Here is a 15,505-nt window from a genome sequence, read left to right on the forward strand (position 1 = left end):
TGAAACAGATTAATTAGAAAGGCGGGGTCATTCCCCGCCTTTTTTTGTTCAAAGTCCAATGACAGGTTTGGCCGGGTCCAGCACCTCTTCGTTTTCGATGTAAGCCTGGAATTTTTTGTCTGACAGCGCCGAGCGTACGGCGAGCGCAAAAATCACTGCCGAAAATGCCGCACACAGCACAATGTCCCAACCAAACGGGATCTGCTTTTGCGCGCCTTCTCCAAACTGACCCATGTAGGAGATCAGCCCCAAACCACAGAAATAGGGCATCAGCCAAAGCGCCTCGGTCGCGTCCATTTCATCGAGCCGATTGTGAAAGCGGATCAGCAGCAGCGCCATGCCGATGAGCAGGGCAATTCCCAGCCTCCAGACCGTGTCCCACCCGCTCCAGTAGACGATCAGGGTTGAGATCGCGAAGGCCGTGAGCCCGACAAGTTTGACGGCGGGAATACGGATTGAGCGCGGGCGGTCAGGCATCAGATCGCGTAAACACACCACGGCGATTGGGCCGACCGCGAATGAAAGCACAATGGCGGCCCCGTTCAGGGCGATTACGGTTGCGAACGGGACCGTCAGTAAAAACAGAGTGCCAATCAGAAAGTTGAGAGCCAAGGCCCAAAGCGGTACTCCGAACGATGACACGATCTGCAAACGTTTCGGCAGGAACCCGTTTTGCGACAGGGCCAGAGCGATACGGGCGTTCGATCCTGTTGCAACCAACCCATTGCCAAACGGGCCGATGACCGACCCGACGTTCAGCAAGCTGAGGAACCACAATATTCCGACAGACATTATGACGCCATCCAAAGGACCTTGCCCACCGAATCTGAGACTCGCCCAACCATCGCGGATCATCATGGGATCAAGCGCGCCGATAAAGGCCACCTGTAATCCAAGGTAGATCAAGGCACATAGTACAATGGACAGAACCAGAGCGGCCGGGATGTCGAATTTTGGGTTTCGAACTTCTCCTGCCATATCAACAACATGCCGGAAACCTATAAAGGAAAAGATCACCCCACCGGTTGATACTGCGGCCATGATGCCTTTCAGGCCGTAGGGGGCGAAACCGTCAGGGGCGGAGAAATTCTGCACGTCAAAGCGGGTCGCGATCAACAACACGGACAATACTATCGGAATGGCAATCTTGGCCCAGGTCAGCGTTGCATTTACCTGTGCAAAAAATTTTACGCCCAGTGCGTTCACAGCGACGAACAGCAACATGAATAGCAAGGCGACCGAAACACCAGCGCCGGTCAGTTCGCCGGTATCTGCGGCGTGGAGCCATGACGCGTAGGGCGCGAGGTATTTAAGCATGGCTTCAACTTCGATCGGAGCGGTGGTGTTGTAGCCAATCCAGGCCGTCCATCCCATCGCCATCGACACGATGTTGCCGTGTGAGAACTGAGGGACGCGTGCGATTCCTCCTGGGATAGGTAACATCGCTGAAATCTCGGCGAATGTTATTGCCAGTATGAACATCGCAACGGCGCCAATAATCCAAGAAAGAACCGCGGCGGGGCCTGCGTGTTGCACGGCGAGTAGGGGGCCGAAAAGCCAGCCTGACCCAATGATTCCTCCAACCGAAATGAAGGTCAGGCCGACCAGGCCAATTTCCCGCTTCAGTTTCGCCATGTTATTTCTCGCCCAAAGAGGGGTGCCTTATTGGTGGCTATGACATCAGGATAAGCAGGCCACGGGAAACATGGCAAGTGCCACATATCATGCAGAAAATTCGTGAAAACGAGGTCTGCCCGATTCATCTTCTAAATCCTGCTGGGCGTGTTCTTCGAAACGCGATCGCCGGCAATAGGTATTTGAAGTGGAATCGACTCGGAACATGAGGCACGCTGGTCGTCTGTGCCAAGGTAGGAGAACCCAGGATGCCTCTGTACAATGATATGTTCGAGCTTTCGGTCGAAGATATGGATATAATCGAAGAGGCCATGCGTCATGCCATAGCTTCCAGATCGAATGTCCCTGTTGACGAGAGGGTAGAAGAAAGGGAAACCCGTGAAGACTTTGTGCGCAAGGCACACGACCTTCTGGGGCGTCTGCATGACCAAAAGGTTTTTTATCGTCCTAAATCCGGCGTGTATGTCGGAGGATGACAGCATTGTGCTCGCAGCGTTGAACTAAATGGTTCCAAAACGCTTCAACTATGTCGCATAAGCATTTGAATAATATGGTGGGTGATAAGAGATTTGAACTCCTGACATCTTCGATGTGAACGAAGCGCTCTACCACTGAGCTAATCACCCATAGCGGCGTTTGATACAGCGGCTTGTGTTTCGCCGCAAGTTCAAAGCGTTCAAATTGCAGCGCGTCAGACGAAATCCGGTTTTCACACATTGCCCGCCAAGTCGGATAGATCGGAAAAAATCAGGTTCGAGCAAAAAACTTGAAAACGCCGCTTGACGATGCCGGGGTGTAGCCATAATACACCCCAACGTTCAGAGATGAACGGGCAGTGGGCGGTTGTAGCTCAGTTGGTTAGAGTACCGGCCTGTCACGCCGGGGGTCGCGGGTTCGAGCCCCGTCAACCGCGCCATCGCTGCCAGCCTTTGATCCGGGCAAACGGATCGCACATAGACCCTAAATGCGCGGTTGTAGCTCAGTTGGTTAGAGTACCGGCCTGTCACGCCGGGGGTCGCGGGTTCGAGCCCCGTCAACCGCGCCATTTCCTTCGATTTAGAAAGTCATACGCCCTTGTGGGCGTTTTTTTGTGCCGACATCTTACTGATCTTATGGTTTATTGCCTGCAAAACATCAGGGGCAAGCAGTGACCAGTCTAAATCGAGTCATCATGGCACGGCGCAGCCGGCAGTGGGTCCGCGGCCTGAAGCCGGAAACACTTGATGTCATTGAGATTTCTGGTTCGTGGGGTAAGCAATTTGGATTTTGCAGCTATGAACAGATTTGGCATAAGCAACATGATATCTGCACCGGACCCGTTCTGAACAAACAACAGCAGGTGCGAAAGGTCGATCTGGTTTTGGCCAATCAGGTGTGGGAGCACTTGGATCGCCCGGTTGAAGCCACGCTGAACGTGCTAGAGATGCTAAGACCCGGAGGGTATTTCTGGCTGGCCGTCCCGTTCTTCATTCCGTTTCACGCCGCTCCGCATGACTGTTCGCGCTGGTCTGCGCGCGGATTGAAAAACCTGCTCACTGAGTGTGGGTTCGACCCGGATCTCATCCGGGCCGAACAGTGGGGCAATCGGCATGCCGCTTTGCGCAATCTCGAACTTGAATGGCCTCCTGTTTATGACCCTGAGACAGACAATTTGGAGAACGATCCCGATTTTCCAATCTGCGCATGGGCTCTGGCTAAGAAAACCAGTGCTTAAGCCGAGTGTCGAAAAATCGCCTGTTCTTACTTTGTTCTAATTTTTTGGTTGGAGACTCAGCCGCTCTCGCCTATCTCTGAGTGACGTTGGTTGTTGGGGGCCTGAATGGCTGAGCTGAAGAATATCGAGGTGCGCGGTGCGCGCGAGCATAACCTCAAGAGCATTGATGTCGACATCCCACGGGATCAGCTAGTGGTGATCACTGGCCTGTCGGGCTCGGGTAAGTCTTCTTTGGCATTTGATACGATCTATGCCGAAGGGCAGCGCCGCTATGTCGAAAGCCTGTCGGCCTATGCGCGCCAGTTCCTCGATATGATGGAGAAGCCCGATGTGGATCACATTAGCGGACTAAGCCCCGCGATTTCGATCGAGCAGAAGACGACCTCAAAAAACCCGCGTTCGACCGTGGGCACCGTAACCGAGATCTACGACTATCTGCGCTTGCTCTTTGCCCGTGCTGGTACGCCTTACAGCCCGGCCACAGGATTGCCGATTGAGGCACAGCAGGTGCAGGACATGGTCGACCGGATCATGACGATGGAGGAGGGCACGCGCGGCTATCTGCTGGCCCCCATCGTTCGTGATCGGAAGGGTGAATATCGGAAAGAATTCCTTGAGCTGCGCAAGCAGGGTTTTCAGCGCGTCAAGGTAGATGGTGAGTTCTATGAATTGGATGAGCCGCCGACACTGGACAAGAAGTTCCGCCACGATATCGACGTCGTTGTCGATCGTCTGGTGGTACGAGAAGGCATGGAAACACGCCTGGCCGACAGCCTAAGGACCGCACTGGATCTGGCGGACGGGATCGCAATCCTCGAAACCGCACCGAAGGAGGGCGACCCGGTACGGATCACATTCAGTGAGAATTTTGCTTGCCCGGTCAGTGGGTTCACCATCCCCGAGATCGAGCCGCGCCTGTTCTCATTCAACGCGCCCTTTGGGGCTTGCCCCGATTGCGACGGGCTTGGGGTCGAACTGTTCTTTGATGAACGTCTGGTCGTGCCGGACCAGACATTGAAACTCTATGACGGGGCACTTGCGCCCTGGCGGAAGGGTAAATCACCATATTTTCTGCAAACGATCGAAGCTATCGCGCGGCATTACGAGTTTGACAAGAACACTCCCTGGAAGGACTTGCCCAAGAAAGTCCAGCAGGTGTTTCTGCGCGGGTCTGGTGATGAAGAGATCCAGTTCCGTTATGATGAAGGTGGCCGCGTCTATCAGGTTACCCGAAGCTTTGAAGGCGTCATCCCCAACATGGAGCGCCGCTATCGCGAGACTGACAGCGCCTGGATTCGCGAAGAATTCGAGCGCTATCAAAACAACCGACCCTGCGGCACATGCAAAGGCTACCGTCTGCGTGCTGAGGCGCTGGCCGTCAAAATTGCGGGTTTGCACGTTGGACAGGTCGTCGAAATGTCGATCCGCGAGGCGTTGGCCTGGGTCGAGGATGCCCCAAATCATCTGAGCGCACAAAAGAACGAGATCGCGCGCGCAATTCTCAAGGAAATTCGCGAGCGGTTGGGTTTTTTGAATAATGTTGGATTAGAGTATCTTACGATGTCTCGTTCAAGTGGTACCCTGTCCGGAGGTGAAAGTCAGCGTATCCGTCTGGCGAGCCAGATCGGCTCGGGCCTGACCGGGGTATTGTATGTACTCGACGAGCCATCGATTGGTCTGCACCAACGCGACAATGATCGTCTGCTGGGAACGCTTAAGAATTTGCGTGACCAGGGCAACACGGTCATCGTCGTTGAACATGACGAAGAGGCCATTCGCGAGGCGGATTATGTGTTTGATATCGGTCCCGGTGCAGGAGTGCATGGCGGACAGGTGGTCAGCCACGGTACGCCCGAGCATATCGCCGGCGATGCGGCCTCGATTACCGGTCAATACCTTTCGGGCACACGCGAGATCCCGGTGCCGGTTGAGCGGCGAAAGGGTAAGAAGCAAAAAGTAGCCGTTGTTAAGGCGACGGGAAACAACCTCAAGAACGTTACGGCCGAATTTCCGCTGGGAAAATTTGTTTGTGTGACCGGTGTGTCTGGCGGTGGAAAATCGACGCTGACGATTGAGACTTTGTTCAAAACCGCCTCGATGCGGTTGAACGGCGCTCGCCAGACACCGGCGCCCTGTGAAACGATCAAAGGGCTAGAGCATCTGGACAAGGTGATCGACATAGATCAGCGACCCATTGGCCGGACTCCACGTTCAAATCCAGCGACTTACACCGGGGCTTTCACCCCGATCCGAGACTGGTTTGCCGGGTTGCCAGAAGCCAAAGCGCGTGGATACAAGCCCGGGCGGTTCAGCTTTAACGTCAAAGGCGGCCGGTGCGAAGCGTGTCAGGGTGATGGCGTCATCAAGATCGAGATGCACTTTCTGCCTGATGTTTATGTCACCTGCGAAACCTGTAAAGGCGCGCGATACAACCGTGAGACGCTTGAGATCAAATTCAAGGGTAAGTCCATCGCGGATGTACTTGATATGACAGTGGAAGATGCGCAGGAGTTTTTTAAAGCGGTGCCATCGATCCGTGACAAGATGGATGCCTTGGCTCGCGTTGGGCTCGGCTACATCAAAGTTGGTCAACAGGCGACCACGCTCTCCGGTGGTGAGGCGCAGCGTGTAAAGCTCTCTAAAGAACTGAGCAAGCGATCAACGGGTCGAACGCTGTATATTCTGGACGAACCCACAACGGGTCTGCATTTCGAGGACGTGCGTAAACTGTTGGAAGTCCTGCACGAACTGGTCGACCAAGGAAATACTGTTGTTGTCATCGAACATAATCTCGATGTCGTAAAAACCGCCGACTGGATAATCGACATTGGCCCGGAAGGTGGCGATGGCGGAGGTCAGATTGTGGCTGAGGGTACGCCCGAAGACGTCGCTGAATGTGAGCGTAGCCACACTGGGCGTTATCTGAAGCCAATGCTGGATGGGCAAGCCGTAGCTGCCGAATAGGAACAGAGCGAGAGAAGAAAATGCTGCGAATTTTCTTCTCTGGTGCTTCGTAGAGCGCTGCGTTCTGAGGTTGTTCAGTCTCTGGACCGCTTCTCAAAACGTGGCAGCATGGCGCTGAAATCGCGCCCCAAGCCATCTTCGTGTTCGACAAACAATTCATAGAGCTTTGTCGCAACCTGTCCCATGGGCGTATCAGCGTCCGCACTCTCGGCAGCCTGTTGGCTGAGACGTAGGTCTTTCAACATCAGCTCGGCGGCGAAACCAGGGGTATAGTTATTGTCGGATGGGCTTTCGGGTCCAACGCCGGGGGCAGGGCAATAGGCGTTCATTGTCCAGCTGTACCCTGAGGACGTGCTGACGACATCGAACATCTTTTGTCGATCCAATCCCAATTTATCAGCAAGCGCAAATGCCTCGCAGGTTGCGATCATCGTCACGCCGAGAATCATGTTGTTGCAGATTTTGGCGGCCTGACCCGCGCCAGCTTCACCGCAGTGAACCGCTTTTTGCCCCATGATTTCAAATAACGGGGCCGCCTTGGCAAAAGCTGCGTCAGATCCACCGGCCATAAAGGTCAAAGTGCCTGCAGCGGCCCCACCAATCCCGCCGGATACAGGTGCATCGACTGATAGCAGACCAGCCTGAGCAGCTTGCTGCGCCACCGCGCGGGCGCTGTCGACATCGACCGTAGAGCAATCAATCAGAACCGCACCGTCTTGCATTGCCGGAACAACTTCATCGGCCACAGCGCGCAGAATTTGCCCGTTGGGAAGCATGGTGATGACGGCGTCGGCTTCCGCAGCTGCAGCGGCGCCAGAGGACGCCTTGGAAACGCCTTCGATGGCGACATCAACTTGATCAAATCCGATGACGTCTTGGCCCGCGCGCGCCAGATTGGCCGCCATCGGGCCGCCCATGTTGCCAAGCCCTATGAATGCGATTTTCATCCCTTACTCCTCTGAAAAGCTTAATGCATCCGCACCGAGCGGTTGCAGCATCTTGGACACTGCGACGGCAGGCACATCCAAATCAGCAAACTGCCATTTTGGGTTGCGATCCTTGTCGATGATCTGGGCGCGAATGCCTTCCAGAAAATCGCCATGCTCCATCGCGCGATAGGTAAACCGGTACTCCAGATCCAGCGCTTTTTGCATTGTCAGGTTGGTTCCGCGCAGCCGATGCAAAATCTCGACAGCACAAGCCATGGAGATAGGAGAGTTTCGCTGCAGTGTGCCGAGAATTTTCGTCGAAAATTCTGTGTCATCGCAGCGCAAGCTGTTCAGGATATCGCCAAGGCTTTCTCCGCTGAATAGCCTGTCGATCTCGCCCTGCATTTCAGCCAAGGGGCTATCCGGTGCGGGCACTGCATGCTCATCTACCAGTTCCGCCCGTCCAGAGGCTTCCAACTGGTCTATCAGTCCCGCCCAATGCTCTTGGGGAATGAAATGGTCGGCAAACCCGGCATAGATCGCATCTCCGGGCCCCATGCGGTGGCCGGTGGTGCCCAGATACTCGCCCAATCGCCCCGGCGCCAGCGCCAACATCAGCGATCCGCCCACATCTGGAACCAGCCCGATTGAGCATTCCGGCATCGCGATCTTTGAGCTTTCTCCAACCACTCGATGGCTGCCATGGCACCCGATGCCAACCCCGCCACCCATGGTGAAACCTTGCAGGAAGCTGATCACTGGTTTTGAGTACTCAAAAATCAAGGCATTCAGTCGGTATTCGTCGCGCCAAAACGTTTGGCCATAAGCATAGTCCGCCTTGGTGCCGGTTGCATAAAGCTCGGCAATATCTCCGCCAGCGCAAAAGGCTTTGTCGCCTTCGGCATCGAGAATGATCAGATCGACTCGATCATCCTCACGCCAGTTGCGCAGAGCGGTATCGATGGCCATGCACATCTCATAGCTAAGGGCATTCAGGGCGTGTGGACGTGTCAGCGTTATGCGCCCGGCACGGCCTGCGGTGCGAATGTCAATATCGGACATCAAAGACCTCAGCGATTGGAGAGCATCTGGCGCGCAACGATCACGCGCATGATCTCGTTCGTGCCTTCCAGAATTTGGTGCACGCGCAGATCCCGCACCAGTTTCTCGATGCCATAATCCGCCAGATAGCCATATCCGCCGTGCAATTGCAGACACTGATCCACAACCTTCGATCCGGTTTCTGTTACGAATTTCTTGGCCATCGCACAGAATTTTGTGGCGTCTGGTGCGCCCTGATCAAGTTTCCACGCTGCCTGACGCAAGAATGTGCGCGCCGCCTGTAGCTCAATCTCCATATCTGCCAGTCGGAACTGCAGCGCTTGAAACTGATCGATCGATTGTCCAAAGGCCTTGCGCTCGGACATATACTGCAACGTCATGTCCAGACCGTTCTGAGCTGCCCCCAGCGAGCAGGAGGCGATGTTCAGGCGGCCACCGTCCAGCCCCATCATCGCGTATTTGAAACCGTCGCCTTCAGCCCCGACCAGATTGCCGGATGGAATTTTGCAATCGTCAAACTGAACTTGCGCGGTTGGCTGGCTTTTCCAACCCATTTTTTGTTCCAGACCACCGAAACTCAGGCCCGGCGTGCCGTCTTCGACATAGACGGTAGAGATTCCTTTAGGGCCGTCTTCACCCGTGCGCACCATGCAGACATAGGCATCCGAATAGCCGCCGCCGGAAATGAACGCTTTTGTGCCGTTGAGCGTGAAGCCTTCATTGGTCCGTTCAGCGCGCGTTTTCAGCGCCGCAGCGTCCGATCCCGATCCGGGTTCCGTCAGGCAGTAGCTGAGGACGGTTTCGAGGCTGAGGATACTTGGCATAATGCGGTACTTCAGATCGTCACTGCCAAAGCTGTCCAGCATTTTGGCGCACATGTTGTGAATCGACAGGAATGCCGCGACCGAGGGGCAGGCCATCGATAGCGCTTCGAACACCAGTGTCGCATCCAATCGCGTCAAACCCGAACCACCAGCCTCTTCCGAGACATAAAGTCCACCAAATCCTAGTTCGCCGATTTTGGGCCAAAGCTCTTTGGGGATGGTTCCGTCTGCTTCCCACTGACGCGCGAAGGGGGCGACGTGGTCTTGGCCAAAGGCGTAGGCCATGTCGAAAATGGCCGTTTGTTCTTCGGTCAGCGCGAAATCCATGACGTGTGCTTCCTGATGGCTATAGAATTGAACGAGCGTTTTATTCTTCAATCCTTACAGAAATTTTTCAATGACGGCAAACCCGGCGATTTAGGGGATTTCTGGACGGTGAGGTATACTGCGGGAATTCTGCTTTCTTGATCATTACGGAGTATTCTTATGTCGTCACACAAGCTTGCTGTTATCGCGATTCACGGCATGGGCAGCCAGTACAATCCTCAGAACCAGCCCCCATCCACGACCCCAACGTTTTCCAAAGGGCTGAAACGACGCGTTTCGAACCGGGTCGGCGCGGATATGGATGATGTGATCTGGCACGAGGTGGTCTGGGCACAGATCCTGCAAGGGCGGCAAAAGGCATATCTGCGTAAGGTCAACCGCAGCCTAGGATACGACAAGCTGCGCGAGTTTGTAGTGTGCAATCTGTCGGATGCTGCTTCTTACCGACCAACTCCGGATGATGGCGATAAGATCTATGAGGCGATCCACAAGAAAATCGAGAATGTGATGGGGGTCGTCAAATACCAGGTCGGACCACAGGGGCCTGTACTGATCCTGGCGCATTCGCTGGGTGGGCACATAATGTCGAACTATATTTATGACATGCAAAGACATCTGCGCCAGGGTGGTTCACCGGTTCACCCGACAGATGTTGAAAACATGAAAACCGTTGCTGGCCTCGTGACGTTTGGGTGCAATATTCCGATTTTTCTGTTCGCATATCCCGAGAATGAGATTTTTCCGATCATGGCCCCGAACCGCGCGCTGCCGCCTGCGTTGCAGTTTTCGACCTGGTGGCGAAACTACTATGACAAGCATGATGTTTTGGGTTTTCCTTTGGGCAAAAGCGCGCCAAGCTATGAACAGCTCGCTCAAAGTGGGGCCTTGAAGGATAAGCCGATCAATGCGGGCAAAATCTTTACGTCGTGGAACCCGCTTTCGCATAACGGATACTGGACGGATCGCGATTTGTATGAACCCGTAGCGGACCGGATCAAGGAGATTTTGGCGGCGGTTTGACTTTATAGGTCGGCGTGAAATTCCTCGATCAGGTGCTTGACCACCGCCATGCCCGGATCATCCCCGCGCGCTAAAGCTTCAGCGTAAACACGGCGTTGGCGGGTGGCGGAGGTGCCATTTTCTGCGATCTGCCGAAGTCGGGCGAGTTCGGTCATGGTGCCCAATGCCTCGGTGTCTTCGGCCAACATGCCCATCAGCTCTCCGATCAGTTCAGCCATCGGCTTGATTGAGCGATCACCGAAATCGATCAGACCTTCGCCCACACCGTAGCGCTGCGCGCGCCAACGGTTTTCGCCGATCAGAAACTTATCGTATTGCCGCCAACGAAGATTGCGGTCTTTCAGGCGGCACAGCATCCGGGTCAGCGCCTGCACTAGCGCTGCAAGCGAAAGCGTATGTTCAAGCCTTGGCTGTACGTCCATGATGCGTGTTTCTAGGGTGGGGAACCGGTGAGATGGACGTAGGTCCCACCAGATTTTAGAGGTGTCCTCGATCACGCCGAGTTCGACCAGCACGCCGGTGGTGCGTTCGTATTCGCCCCAACTGCTGAACACCGGGGGCAGACCGGTCCGGGGCAGATTGTCGAACACGGTGAGCCTATAGGAGGAAAGCCCGGTATCTTCGCCGTTCCAATAAGGAGACGAGGTCGACAACGCCAGCAGATGGGGCAGAAAGTAAGAAAGCTGGGGTACCAGGTCGGCGCGCAAGGCTTGATCTTCGACGCCCACATGCACGTGCATTCCGCAGATCAGCATCCGCCGCGCCACGCCGCCCAAAGCATGCTGCAGGGCGTCATAGCGTTCTTTCCGTGTATGGTGTTGATCTTTCCAGTTCGCAAACGGATGGCAAGAGACCGCGATCGGAGCCAGATTATACTCGGACGCACGTTTTGATACACAAGAACGCAGGCGCTTTAGATCTTCGCGCGCCGATCTGATCGTAGCATGTGGGCGGGTCCCGACTTCGATCTGGCACTGCAGAAATTCCGGGCTGACCTGGCCTTCGAAATCTGCCTGACAAGCTTCCATCAATGCTGCGGGCGCCTCGGCGAGCTGCAGACTGTCTTGATCGACCAGCAGGTATTCCTCTTCAATGCCGATCGTAAATTCCTGCTGCATGGCGGTCCTCGTTGGTCAATTCACGTTAGTGAATACGGAAATTAGCGTTTTGCCAAGGGTTTGGCCTGTCGGTTCTTGCAGAGGTCCTGCGTGCACAGGTAAAGAGCGGGCGCAACGCAATGTGGAGCTGTCCTCGTGAAACCCAGAAAATTTCCGCAGATCAATGCCGCCCTGGATGAGTTGGGCGTTAAGCTGATCGACAAGGTTACAGAACAGGATGAACGGGCGCGGCTCGAAGCGTTCGAACGGGCAGGGGGATTGAACAGGGCTGCCTATGCCCTGTCACCGGGGATGGACGGATTCGATATCGCGCAACTGATCAAAGAGTATACGCGCCATGCCGATGAGCTTGCTGCGTTGAAGGACCCGGCGCGAAACCAAACCGGTTATTACACCGGCAACGGATATTACGATAGCCCGGATGCGGATGCGCTTTACTTGATGATCCGCCGCTTTCAGCCCAAGCGCGTGATCGAGGTCGGCTGCGGGAACTCTACCCGCGTGACGCGGCAGGCGATCATAGATGGTGGTTTGGATACGACGATCACGGCAATTGATCCGTACCCGCGCGCAGATATCGCCCATGTCGTCGATCAGTTTGAGCAGAAGCGACTGGAAGAAGTAGATCCCGCGCTGTTCGATCAGCTTGAGGCTGGGGATGTTCTGTTCATCGATTCAAGCCATGTGGTTCGGATGAGCAACGATGTCGCCCATCTATTCTGTCGGATCATTCCGGCGCTGAAACCCGGCGTTGTCATTCATGTCCACGATGTTTTTCTGCCTTATGAATATCCCAAACGGTTCTTCTATGACTGCCCAGGATGGGGTGAGCAGTACATGTTGCACGCCTTGCTGCAATCCGGTTTCTATTCAATGCTTTGGCCCGGATATCACCTGCAGCAGGATCGCCCCGACGCCGTTGCAGCGCTGCCGTTTCTAGAAGAGGGCCGTGCGCAGAGCATCTGGGTTCAGCTCAAAGAAAATTGATTTCTGTGTGATCCGGTTCGAACCCAGGTCCGTAACCCTTTCCATAACAAGCTGGAGAGGAGTTAACAGCCATGTTCCGCCGCACATTCATGGGCGCTGCCGCCGCATTTGCACTTGCACTGCCCGTCAAGGCACAGGCCGCTGATATCGTAGATACCGCAGTTGCTGCCGGGTCTTTCAACACCCTGGTTGCTGCCGTTCAGGCCGCGGGCCTGGTTGATACGCTGAAAGGCGATGGGCCCTTCACCGTCTTTGCACCCACGGATGAAGCTTTTGCAGCTCTGCCTGAAGGCACTGTTGAAACCCTACTTCTGCCAGAAAACAAGGACCAGTTGGTGTCGATCCTGACCTACCATGTCGTGCCAGCCAAAGTGATGTCCGGCGACATTGCAGGAAAGCGCGCGAAGGTTTTGACCGTGCAAGGCGACCGACTAAGCGTGAACGCAAAAAATGGCGTGAAAGTTAATGGTGCCAAAGTTGTGCAGGCCGACATCGAAGCCAGCAACGGCGTCATTCACGTTGTCGACGAAGTGATCATTCCCGAATAAATCTACCACCTTCACGAAAACAAAAGCCCCGTTCCTGATGGACGGGGCTTTTTTGTGTTTCGTGTAGAAACTCGCCGTTTAGACCAAACGTACCTGAGTACCGACCTTTACCAGCGGATACAGCTCTTCAACGTGCTGGTTATAGAGACCAATACAGCCGGACGAGCTCTGACGTCCAATCTTGCGGGTATCATAGGTGCCGTGAACCAGGTAGGCAGGCCAGCCAAGATACATAGCGCGAGTTCCCAATGGGTTTCCAGGTTCACCACCCTCCATGCGAATTGGCAACGAGGGATCGCGCTCGCGCATTGATGGGGTTGGTGTCCAGCTTGGGTTCTCCGCCTTGCGTGTGACTTTGGTATAGCCGCGCTTGGTCAGCTCTTCGCTCATCGGGACAGAACTGGGGTACAGCTTGTAGGTTCCATCCGGCCCCCAGTAATGAACAGCCCGGCTGGTGATATCGGCCAACAATGCGCCGACGCCCAACTCGTCAAAGTGATCCTGCCAATTCTGTTGCGAGAACGAGGAAACGTTACGACGTACTGGAAGCTGCGTGCTGATTGCTTCCTCGGTCTGTGGGAAAGCATCAGTGCTTTGAGCACGCACGATAGCAGGGGCCGCAATCAGCGATGCAGCGCCCAAAAGGGCGTGACGACGGGTAAAACGATTTTGGGACAAGGTTGCCTCCAGGGAGTTATGAGCTGCTCGAATAGTTGAATTACCGATAAAATATTAGTGAATGTCTGCTTTTTCCAGAGGGCGACCTCTGAATTTCTTGTGAGGTACGCGATCAGGCAGCAACTGGCGCATGCACGAAAAAACCCGACCCATGTAGGGCCGGGTTTCCTGATTTGAAAGCTGTTGATCAGTCCATCGCTTTGAAGTTGAACTCGCCACCTTCCTTGATGCCCGACGGCCAGCGCGATGTCACTGTTTTGGTGCGGGTGTAGAACTTGAAGCTGTCCGGACCGTGCTGGTTCAGGTCGCCGAACATCGATTTCTTCCAGCCGCCAAAAGTGTGGTAGGCCAGCGGAACCGGGATCGGAACGTTGATGCCGACCATGCCGATGTTCACACGGCTGGCAAAGTCACGCGCCGTATCACCGTCGCGGGTGAAGATCGCAGTGCCGTTGCCGTATTCATGATCCATCGCCAGTTTCAGCGCCTCTTCATAAGAACCCGCGCGTACGGTTGACAGGACCGGGCCAAAGATCTCTTGCTTGTAGATATCCATCTCGGGTGTGACGTTGTCGAACAGGTGCGGGCCGACAAAGAAGCCATCCTCATAGCCCTGCAGGCTGAAGTCGCGGTTGTCGACAACCAGCTTAGCGCCTTGCTCAACACCCGAGTTGATCAGGCCAAGGATACGCTCTTTCGCGGCAGCAGTAACAACCGGACCCATGTCTACGTCGTCGCCCGCTGTGTAGGGGCCGACTTTCAGCTTTTCTACGCGCGGGATCAGTTTTTCGATCAGTGCGTCTGCGGTTTCTTCGCCCACAGGCACGGCCACCGAGATTGCCATGCAGCGTTCGCCAGCCGCGCCGAAACCTGCACCGACCAGCGCATCAGCAGCCTGATCCAGATCGGCATCGGGCATAACGATCATGTGGTTCTTGGCACCACCGAAACACTGCGCCCGTTTGCCGTTGGCGGTTGCACGAGCATAGATGTATTGCGCAATCGGGGTTGAACCCACGAACGACACGCCCTGAATGATTTCGCTGTCCAGCAGGGTGTCCACGGCCTCTTTGTCACCGTTTACGACTTGGAACACGCCCTTGGGCAGACCAGCTTCGACAAACAGCTCTGCCAGCATCAATGGAACAGAGGGGTCGCGCTCGGACGGTTTCAGAACAACTGCGTTGCCGCAGGCCAGTGCCGGGCCAACGTGCCAAAGCGGCATCATTGCAGGGAAGTTGAATGGCATGATCGAAGCGACCACGCCCATTGGCTGACGCATCGAATACATATCGATGCCCGGGCCCGCGCTGTCGGTGAACTCACCTTTCAGCATCTGGGGCGCGCCGATGCAGTATTCTATCACTTCCAGACCACGCTGCAGATCACCCTTGGCGTCCGGGATGGTTTTGCCGTGCTCGCGGCTGAGAGCCTCGGCCAGCTTGTCCATGTCGCGGTTCATCAAGCCAACCATCGCCATCATAACGCGCGCGCGCTTCTGCGGGTTGGTTGCGCCCCAAGCGACCTGAGCTGCTGCAGCGTCTTCGATCGCAGCGGTGGTCTCGGCGACACTGGCCATCGGGCATTGGTACTGCACTTCACCTGTTGCTGGGTTGAATACATTGTCAAAGCGGCCAGATGTGCCAGCGACATTTTCGCCGTTGATGAAATGGGTCAGGTTCTGCATTGCAAACTCCTC

13 protein-coding genes and 3 tRNA genes are annotated in these 15,505 nt (G+C 55.3%); 8 read left to right on the top strand and 8 right to left on the bottom strand.

All coding sequences use genetic code 11. The annotated features are described in order from the left end of the window. Positions 1-48: 48 nt before the first annotated feature. Positions 49-1,635 (bottom strand): APC family permease, encoded by a 1,587-nt coding sequence (locus ACR0BI_RS01895; RefSeq protein WP_480561553.1) that lies wholly within the window; start codon positions 1,633-1,635, stop codon positions 49-51. 248 nt (positions 1,636-1,883) lie between these two features. Here ACR0BI_RS01895 and ACR0BI_RS01900 point away from each other — a divergent pair, with 248 nt between their 5' ends. After that, positions 1,884-2,111 carry a hypothetical protein gene (locus ACR0BI_RS01900; protein ID WP_170405503.1) on the top strand — a complete coding sequence of 76 codons (228 nt, stop codon included), beginning with the start codon at positions 1,884-1,886 and terminating at the stop codon, positions 2,109-2,111. A 75-nt stretch (positions 2,112-2,186) separates the two neighbouring features. Here ACR0BI_RS01900 and ACR0BI_RS01905 read toward each other — a convergent pair. Then, a tRNA-Val gene (locus ACR0BI_RS01905) sits at positions 2,187-2,261 on the bottom strand. A gap of 213 nt (positions 2,262-2,474) precedes the next feature. On the opposite strand from ACR0BI_RS01905, the gene ACR0BI_RS01910 reads away from it, so the two are divergent. The 4 genes from ACR0BI_RS01910 (at position 2,475) to uvrA (ending at position 6,313) form a co-directional block, all read left to right on the top strand. Further along, positions 2,475-2,551, top strand: a tRNA-Asp gene (locus ACR0BI_RS01910). 52 nt (positions 2,552-2,603) lie between these two features. After that, positions 2,604-2,680 (top strand) — tRNA-Asp (locus ACR0BI_RS01915). 126 nt (positions 2,681-2,806) lie between these two features. After that, positions 2,807-3,349, top strand: coding sequence for a methyltransferase domain-containing protein (locus ACR0BI_RS01920; protein ID WP_480459362.1), 543 nt, complete (start codon positions 2,807-2,809; stop codon positions 3,347-3,349). Between the two features lie 105 nt (positions 3,350-3,454). Continuing rightward, positions 3,455-6,313, top strand: coding sequence for an excinuclease ABC subunit UvrA (gene uvrA / locus ACR0BI_RS01925; protein ID WP_170662441.1), 2,859 nt, complete (start codon positions 3,455-3,457; stop codon positions 6,311-6,313). A 74-nt stretch (positions 6,314-6,387) separates the two neighbouring features. Here uvrA and mmsB read toward each other — a convergent pair whose 3' ends face one another. From mmsB to ACR0BI_RS01940, 3 genes are read right to left on the bottom strand one after another with little or no spacing between them, the layout of a single operon-like run. Further along, the gene (gene mmsB, locus ACR0BI_RS01930; protein WP_170732084.1) at positions 6,388-7,260 is read right to left on the bottom strand and encodes a 3-hydroxyisobutyrate dehydrogenase; all 873 of its coding nucleotides are present in this window, start codon (positions 7,258-7,260) and stop codon (positions 6,388-6,390) included. A gap of 3 nt (positions 7,261-7,263) precedes the next feature. Next, positions 7,264-8,304, bottom strand: a complete 1,041-nt coding sequence (locus ACR0BI_RS01935) for an enoyl-CoA hydratase/isomerase family protein (protein WP_170732086.1) — start codon at positions 8,302-8,304, stop codon at positions 7,264-7,266. An 8-nt stretch (positions 8,305-8,312) separates the two neighbouring features. Then, the gene (locus ACR0BI_RS01940) at positions 8,313-9,455 is read right to left on the bottom strand and encodes an acyl-CoA dehydrogenase family protein (protein WP_170393199.1); all 1,143 of its coding nucleotides are present in this window, start codon (positions 9,453-9,455) and stop codon (positions 8,313-8,315) included. A 159-nt stretch (positions 9,456-9,614) separates the two neighbouring features. Here ACR0BI_RS01940 and ACR0BI_RS01945 point away from each other — a divergent pair, with 159 nt between their 5' ends. Next, the gene (locus ACR0BI_RS01945; protein WP_170393198.1) at positions 9,615-10,475 is read left to right on the top strand and encodes a hypothetical protein; all 861 of its coding nucleotides are present in this window, start codon (positions 9,615-9,617) and stop codon (positions 10,473-10,475) included. Positions 10,476-10,477: 2 nt separating this feature from the next. Here the strand turns inward: ACR0BI_RS01945 and ACR0BI_RS01950 are convergent, their stop codons facing one another. Continuing rightward, a complete protein-coding gene (locus ACR0BI_RS01950) occupies positions 10,478-11,593 on the bottom strand; it encodes a carboxylate-amine ligase (RefSeq protein WP_170393197.1) in 1,116 nt (371 codons plus the stop codon). A gap of 135 nt (positions 11,594-11,728) precedes the next feature. Here ACR0BI_RS01950 and ACR0BI_RS01955 point away from each other — a divergent pair, with 135 nt between their 5' ends. Both ACR0BI_RS01955 and ACR0BI_RS01960 read left to right on the top strand, forming a co-directional pair. Beyond that, a complete protein-coding gene (locus tag ACR0BI_RS01955; protein ID WP_480561551.1) occupies positions 11,729-12,580 on the top strand; it encodes a class I SAM-dependent methyltransferase in 852 nt (283 codons plus the stop codon). 71 nt (positions 12,581-12,651) lie between these two features. Further along, positions 12,652-13,128, top strand: coding sequence for a fasciclin domain-containing protein (locus ACR0BI_RS01960; RefSeq protein WP_170393195.1), 477 nt, complete (start codon positions 12,652-12,654; stop codon positions 13,126-13,128). 78 nt (positions 13,129-13,206) lie between these two features. Here ACR0BI_RS01960 and ACR0BI_RS01965 read toward each other — a convergent pair whose 3' ends face one another. Next, complete coding sequence (locus ACR0BI_RS01965) at positions 13,207-13,806, bottom strand: L,D-transpeptidase (protein WP_170393194.1); 600 nt, start codon at positions 13,804-13,806, stop codon at positions 13,207-13,209. Positions 13,807-13,993: 187 nt separating this feature from the next. Continuing rightward, positions 13,994-15,493: a CoA-acylating methylmalonate-semialdehyde dehydrogenase gene (locus ACR0BI_RS01970; protein WP_480561549.1), complete on the bottom strand. Its 1,500-nt coding sequence runs from the start codon at positions 15,491-15,493 to the stop codon at positions 13,994-13,996. Between the last annotated feature and the right edge of the window lie 12 nt (positions 15,494-15,505).

The organism is Ruegeria sp. E5 (genome assembly GCF_056534105.1).

What these genes read in the sequence shown, in the direction of transcription:
- ACR0BI_RS01895 (WP_480561553.1), bottom strand. Translation starts at nt 1,635, where the DNA reads ATGGCGAAACTGAAGCGGGAAATTGGCCTGGTCGGCCTGACCTTCATT.
- ACR0BI_RS01900 (WP_170405503.1), top strand. Translation starts at nt 1,884, where the DNA reads ATGCCTCTGTACAATGATATGTTCGAGCTTTCGGTCGAAGATATGGAT.
- ACR0BI_RS01920 (WP_480459362.1), top strand. Translation starts at nt 2,807, where the DNA reads ATGGCACGGCGCAGCCGGCAGTGGGTCCGCGGCCTGAAGCCGGAAACA.
- uvrA (WP_170662441.1), top strand. Translation starts at nt 3,455, where the DNA reads ATGGCTGAGCTGAAGAATATCGAGGTGCGCGGTGCGCGCGAGCATAAC.
- mmsB (WP_170732084.1), bottom strand. Translation starts at nt 7,260, where the DNA reads ATGAAAATCGCATTCATAGGGCTTGGCAACATGGGCGGCCCGATGGCG.
- ACR0BI_RS01935 (WP_170732086.1), bottom strand. Translation starts at nt 8,304, where the DNA reads ATGTCCGATATTGACATTCGCACCGCAGGCCGTGCCGGGCGCATAACG.
- ACR0BI_RS01940 (WP_170393199.1), bottom strand. Translation starts at nt 9,455, where the DNA reads ATGGATTTCGCGCTGACCGAAGAACAAACGGCCATTTTCGACATGGCC.
- ACR0BI_RS01945 (WP_170393198.1), top strand. Translation starts at nt 9,615, where the DNA reads ATGTCGTCACACAAGCTTGCTGTTATCGCGATTCACGGCATGGGCAGC.
- ACR0BI_RS01950 (WP_170393197.1), bottom strand. Translation starts at nt 11,593, where the DNA reads ATGCAGCAGGAATTTACGATCGGCATTGAAGAGGAATACCTGCTGGTC.
- ACR0BI_RS01960 (WP_170393195.1), top strand. Translation starts at nt 12,652, where the DNA reads ATGTTCCGCCGCACATTCATGGGCGCTGCCGCCGCATTTGCACTTGCA.
- ACR0BI_RS01970 (WP_480561549.1), bottom strand. Translation starts at nt 15,493, where the DNA reads ATGCAGAACCTGACCCATTTCATCAACGGCGAAAATGTCGCTGGCACA.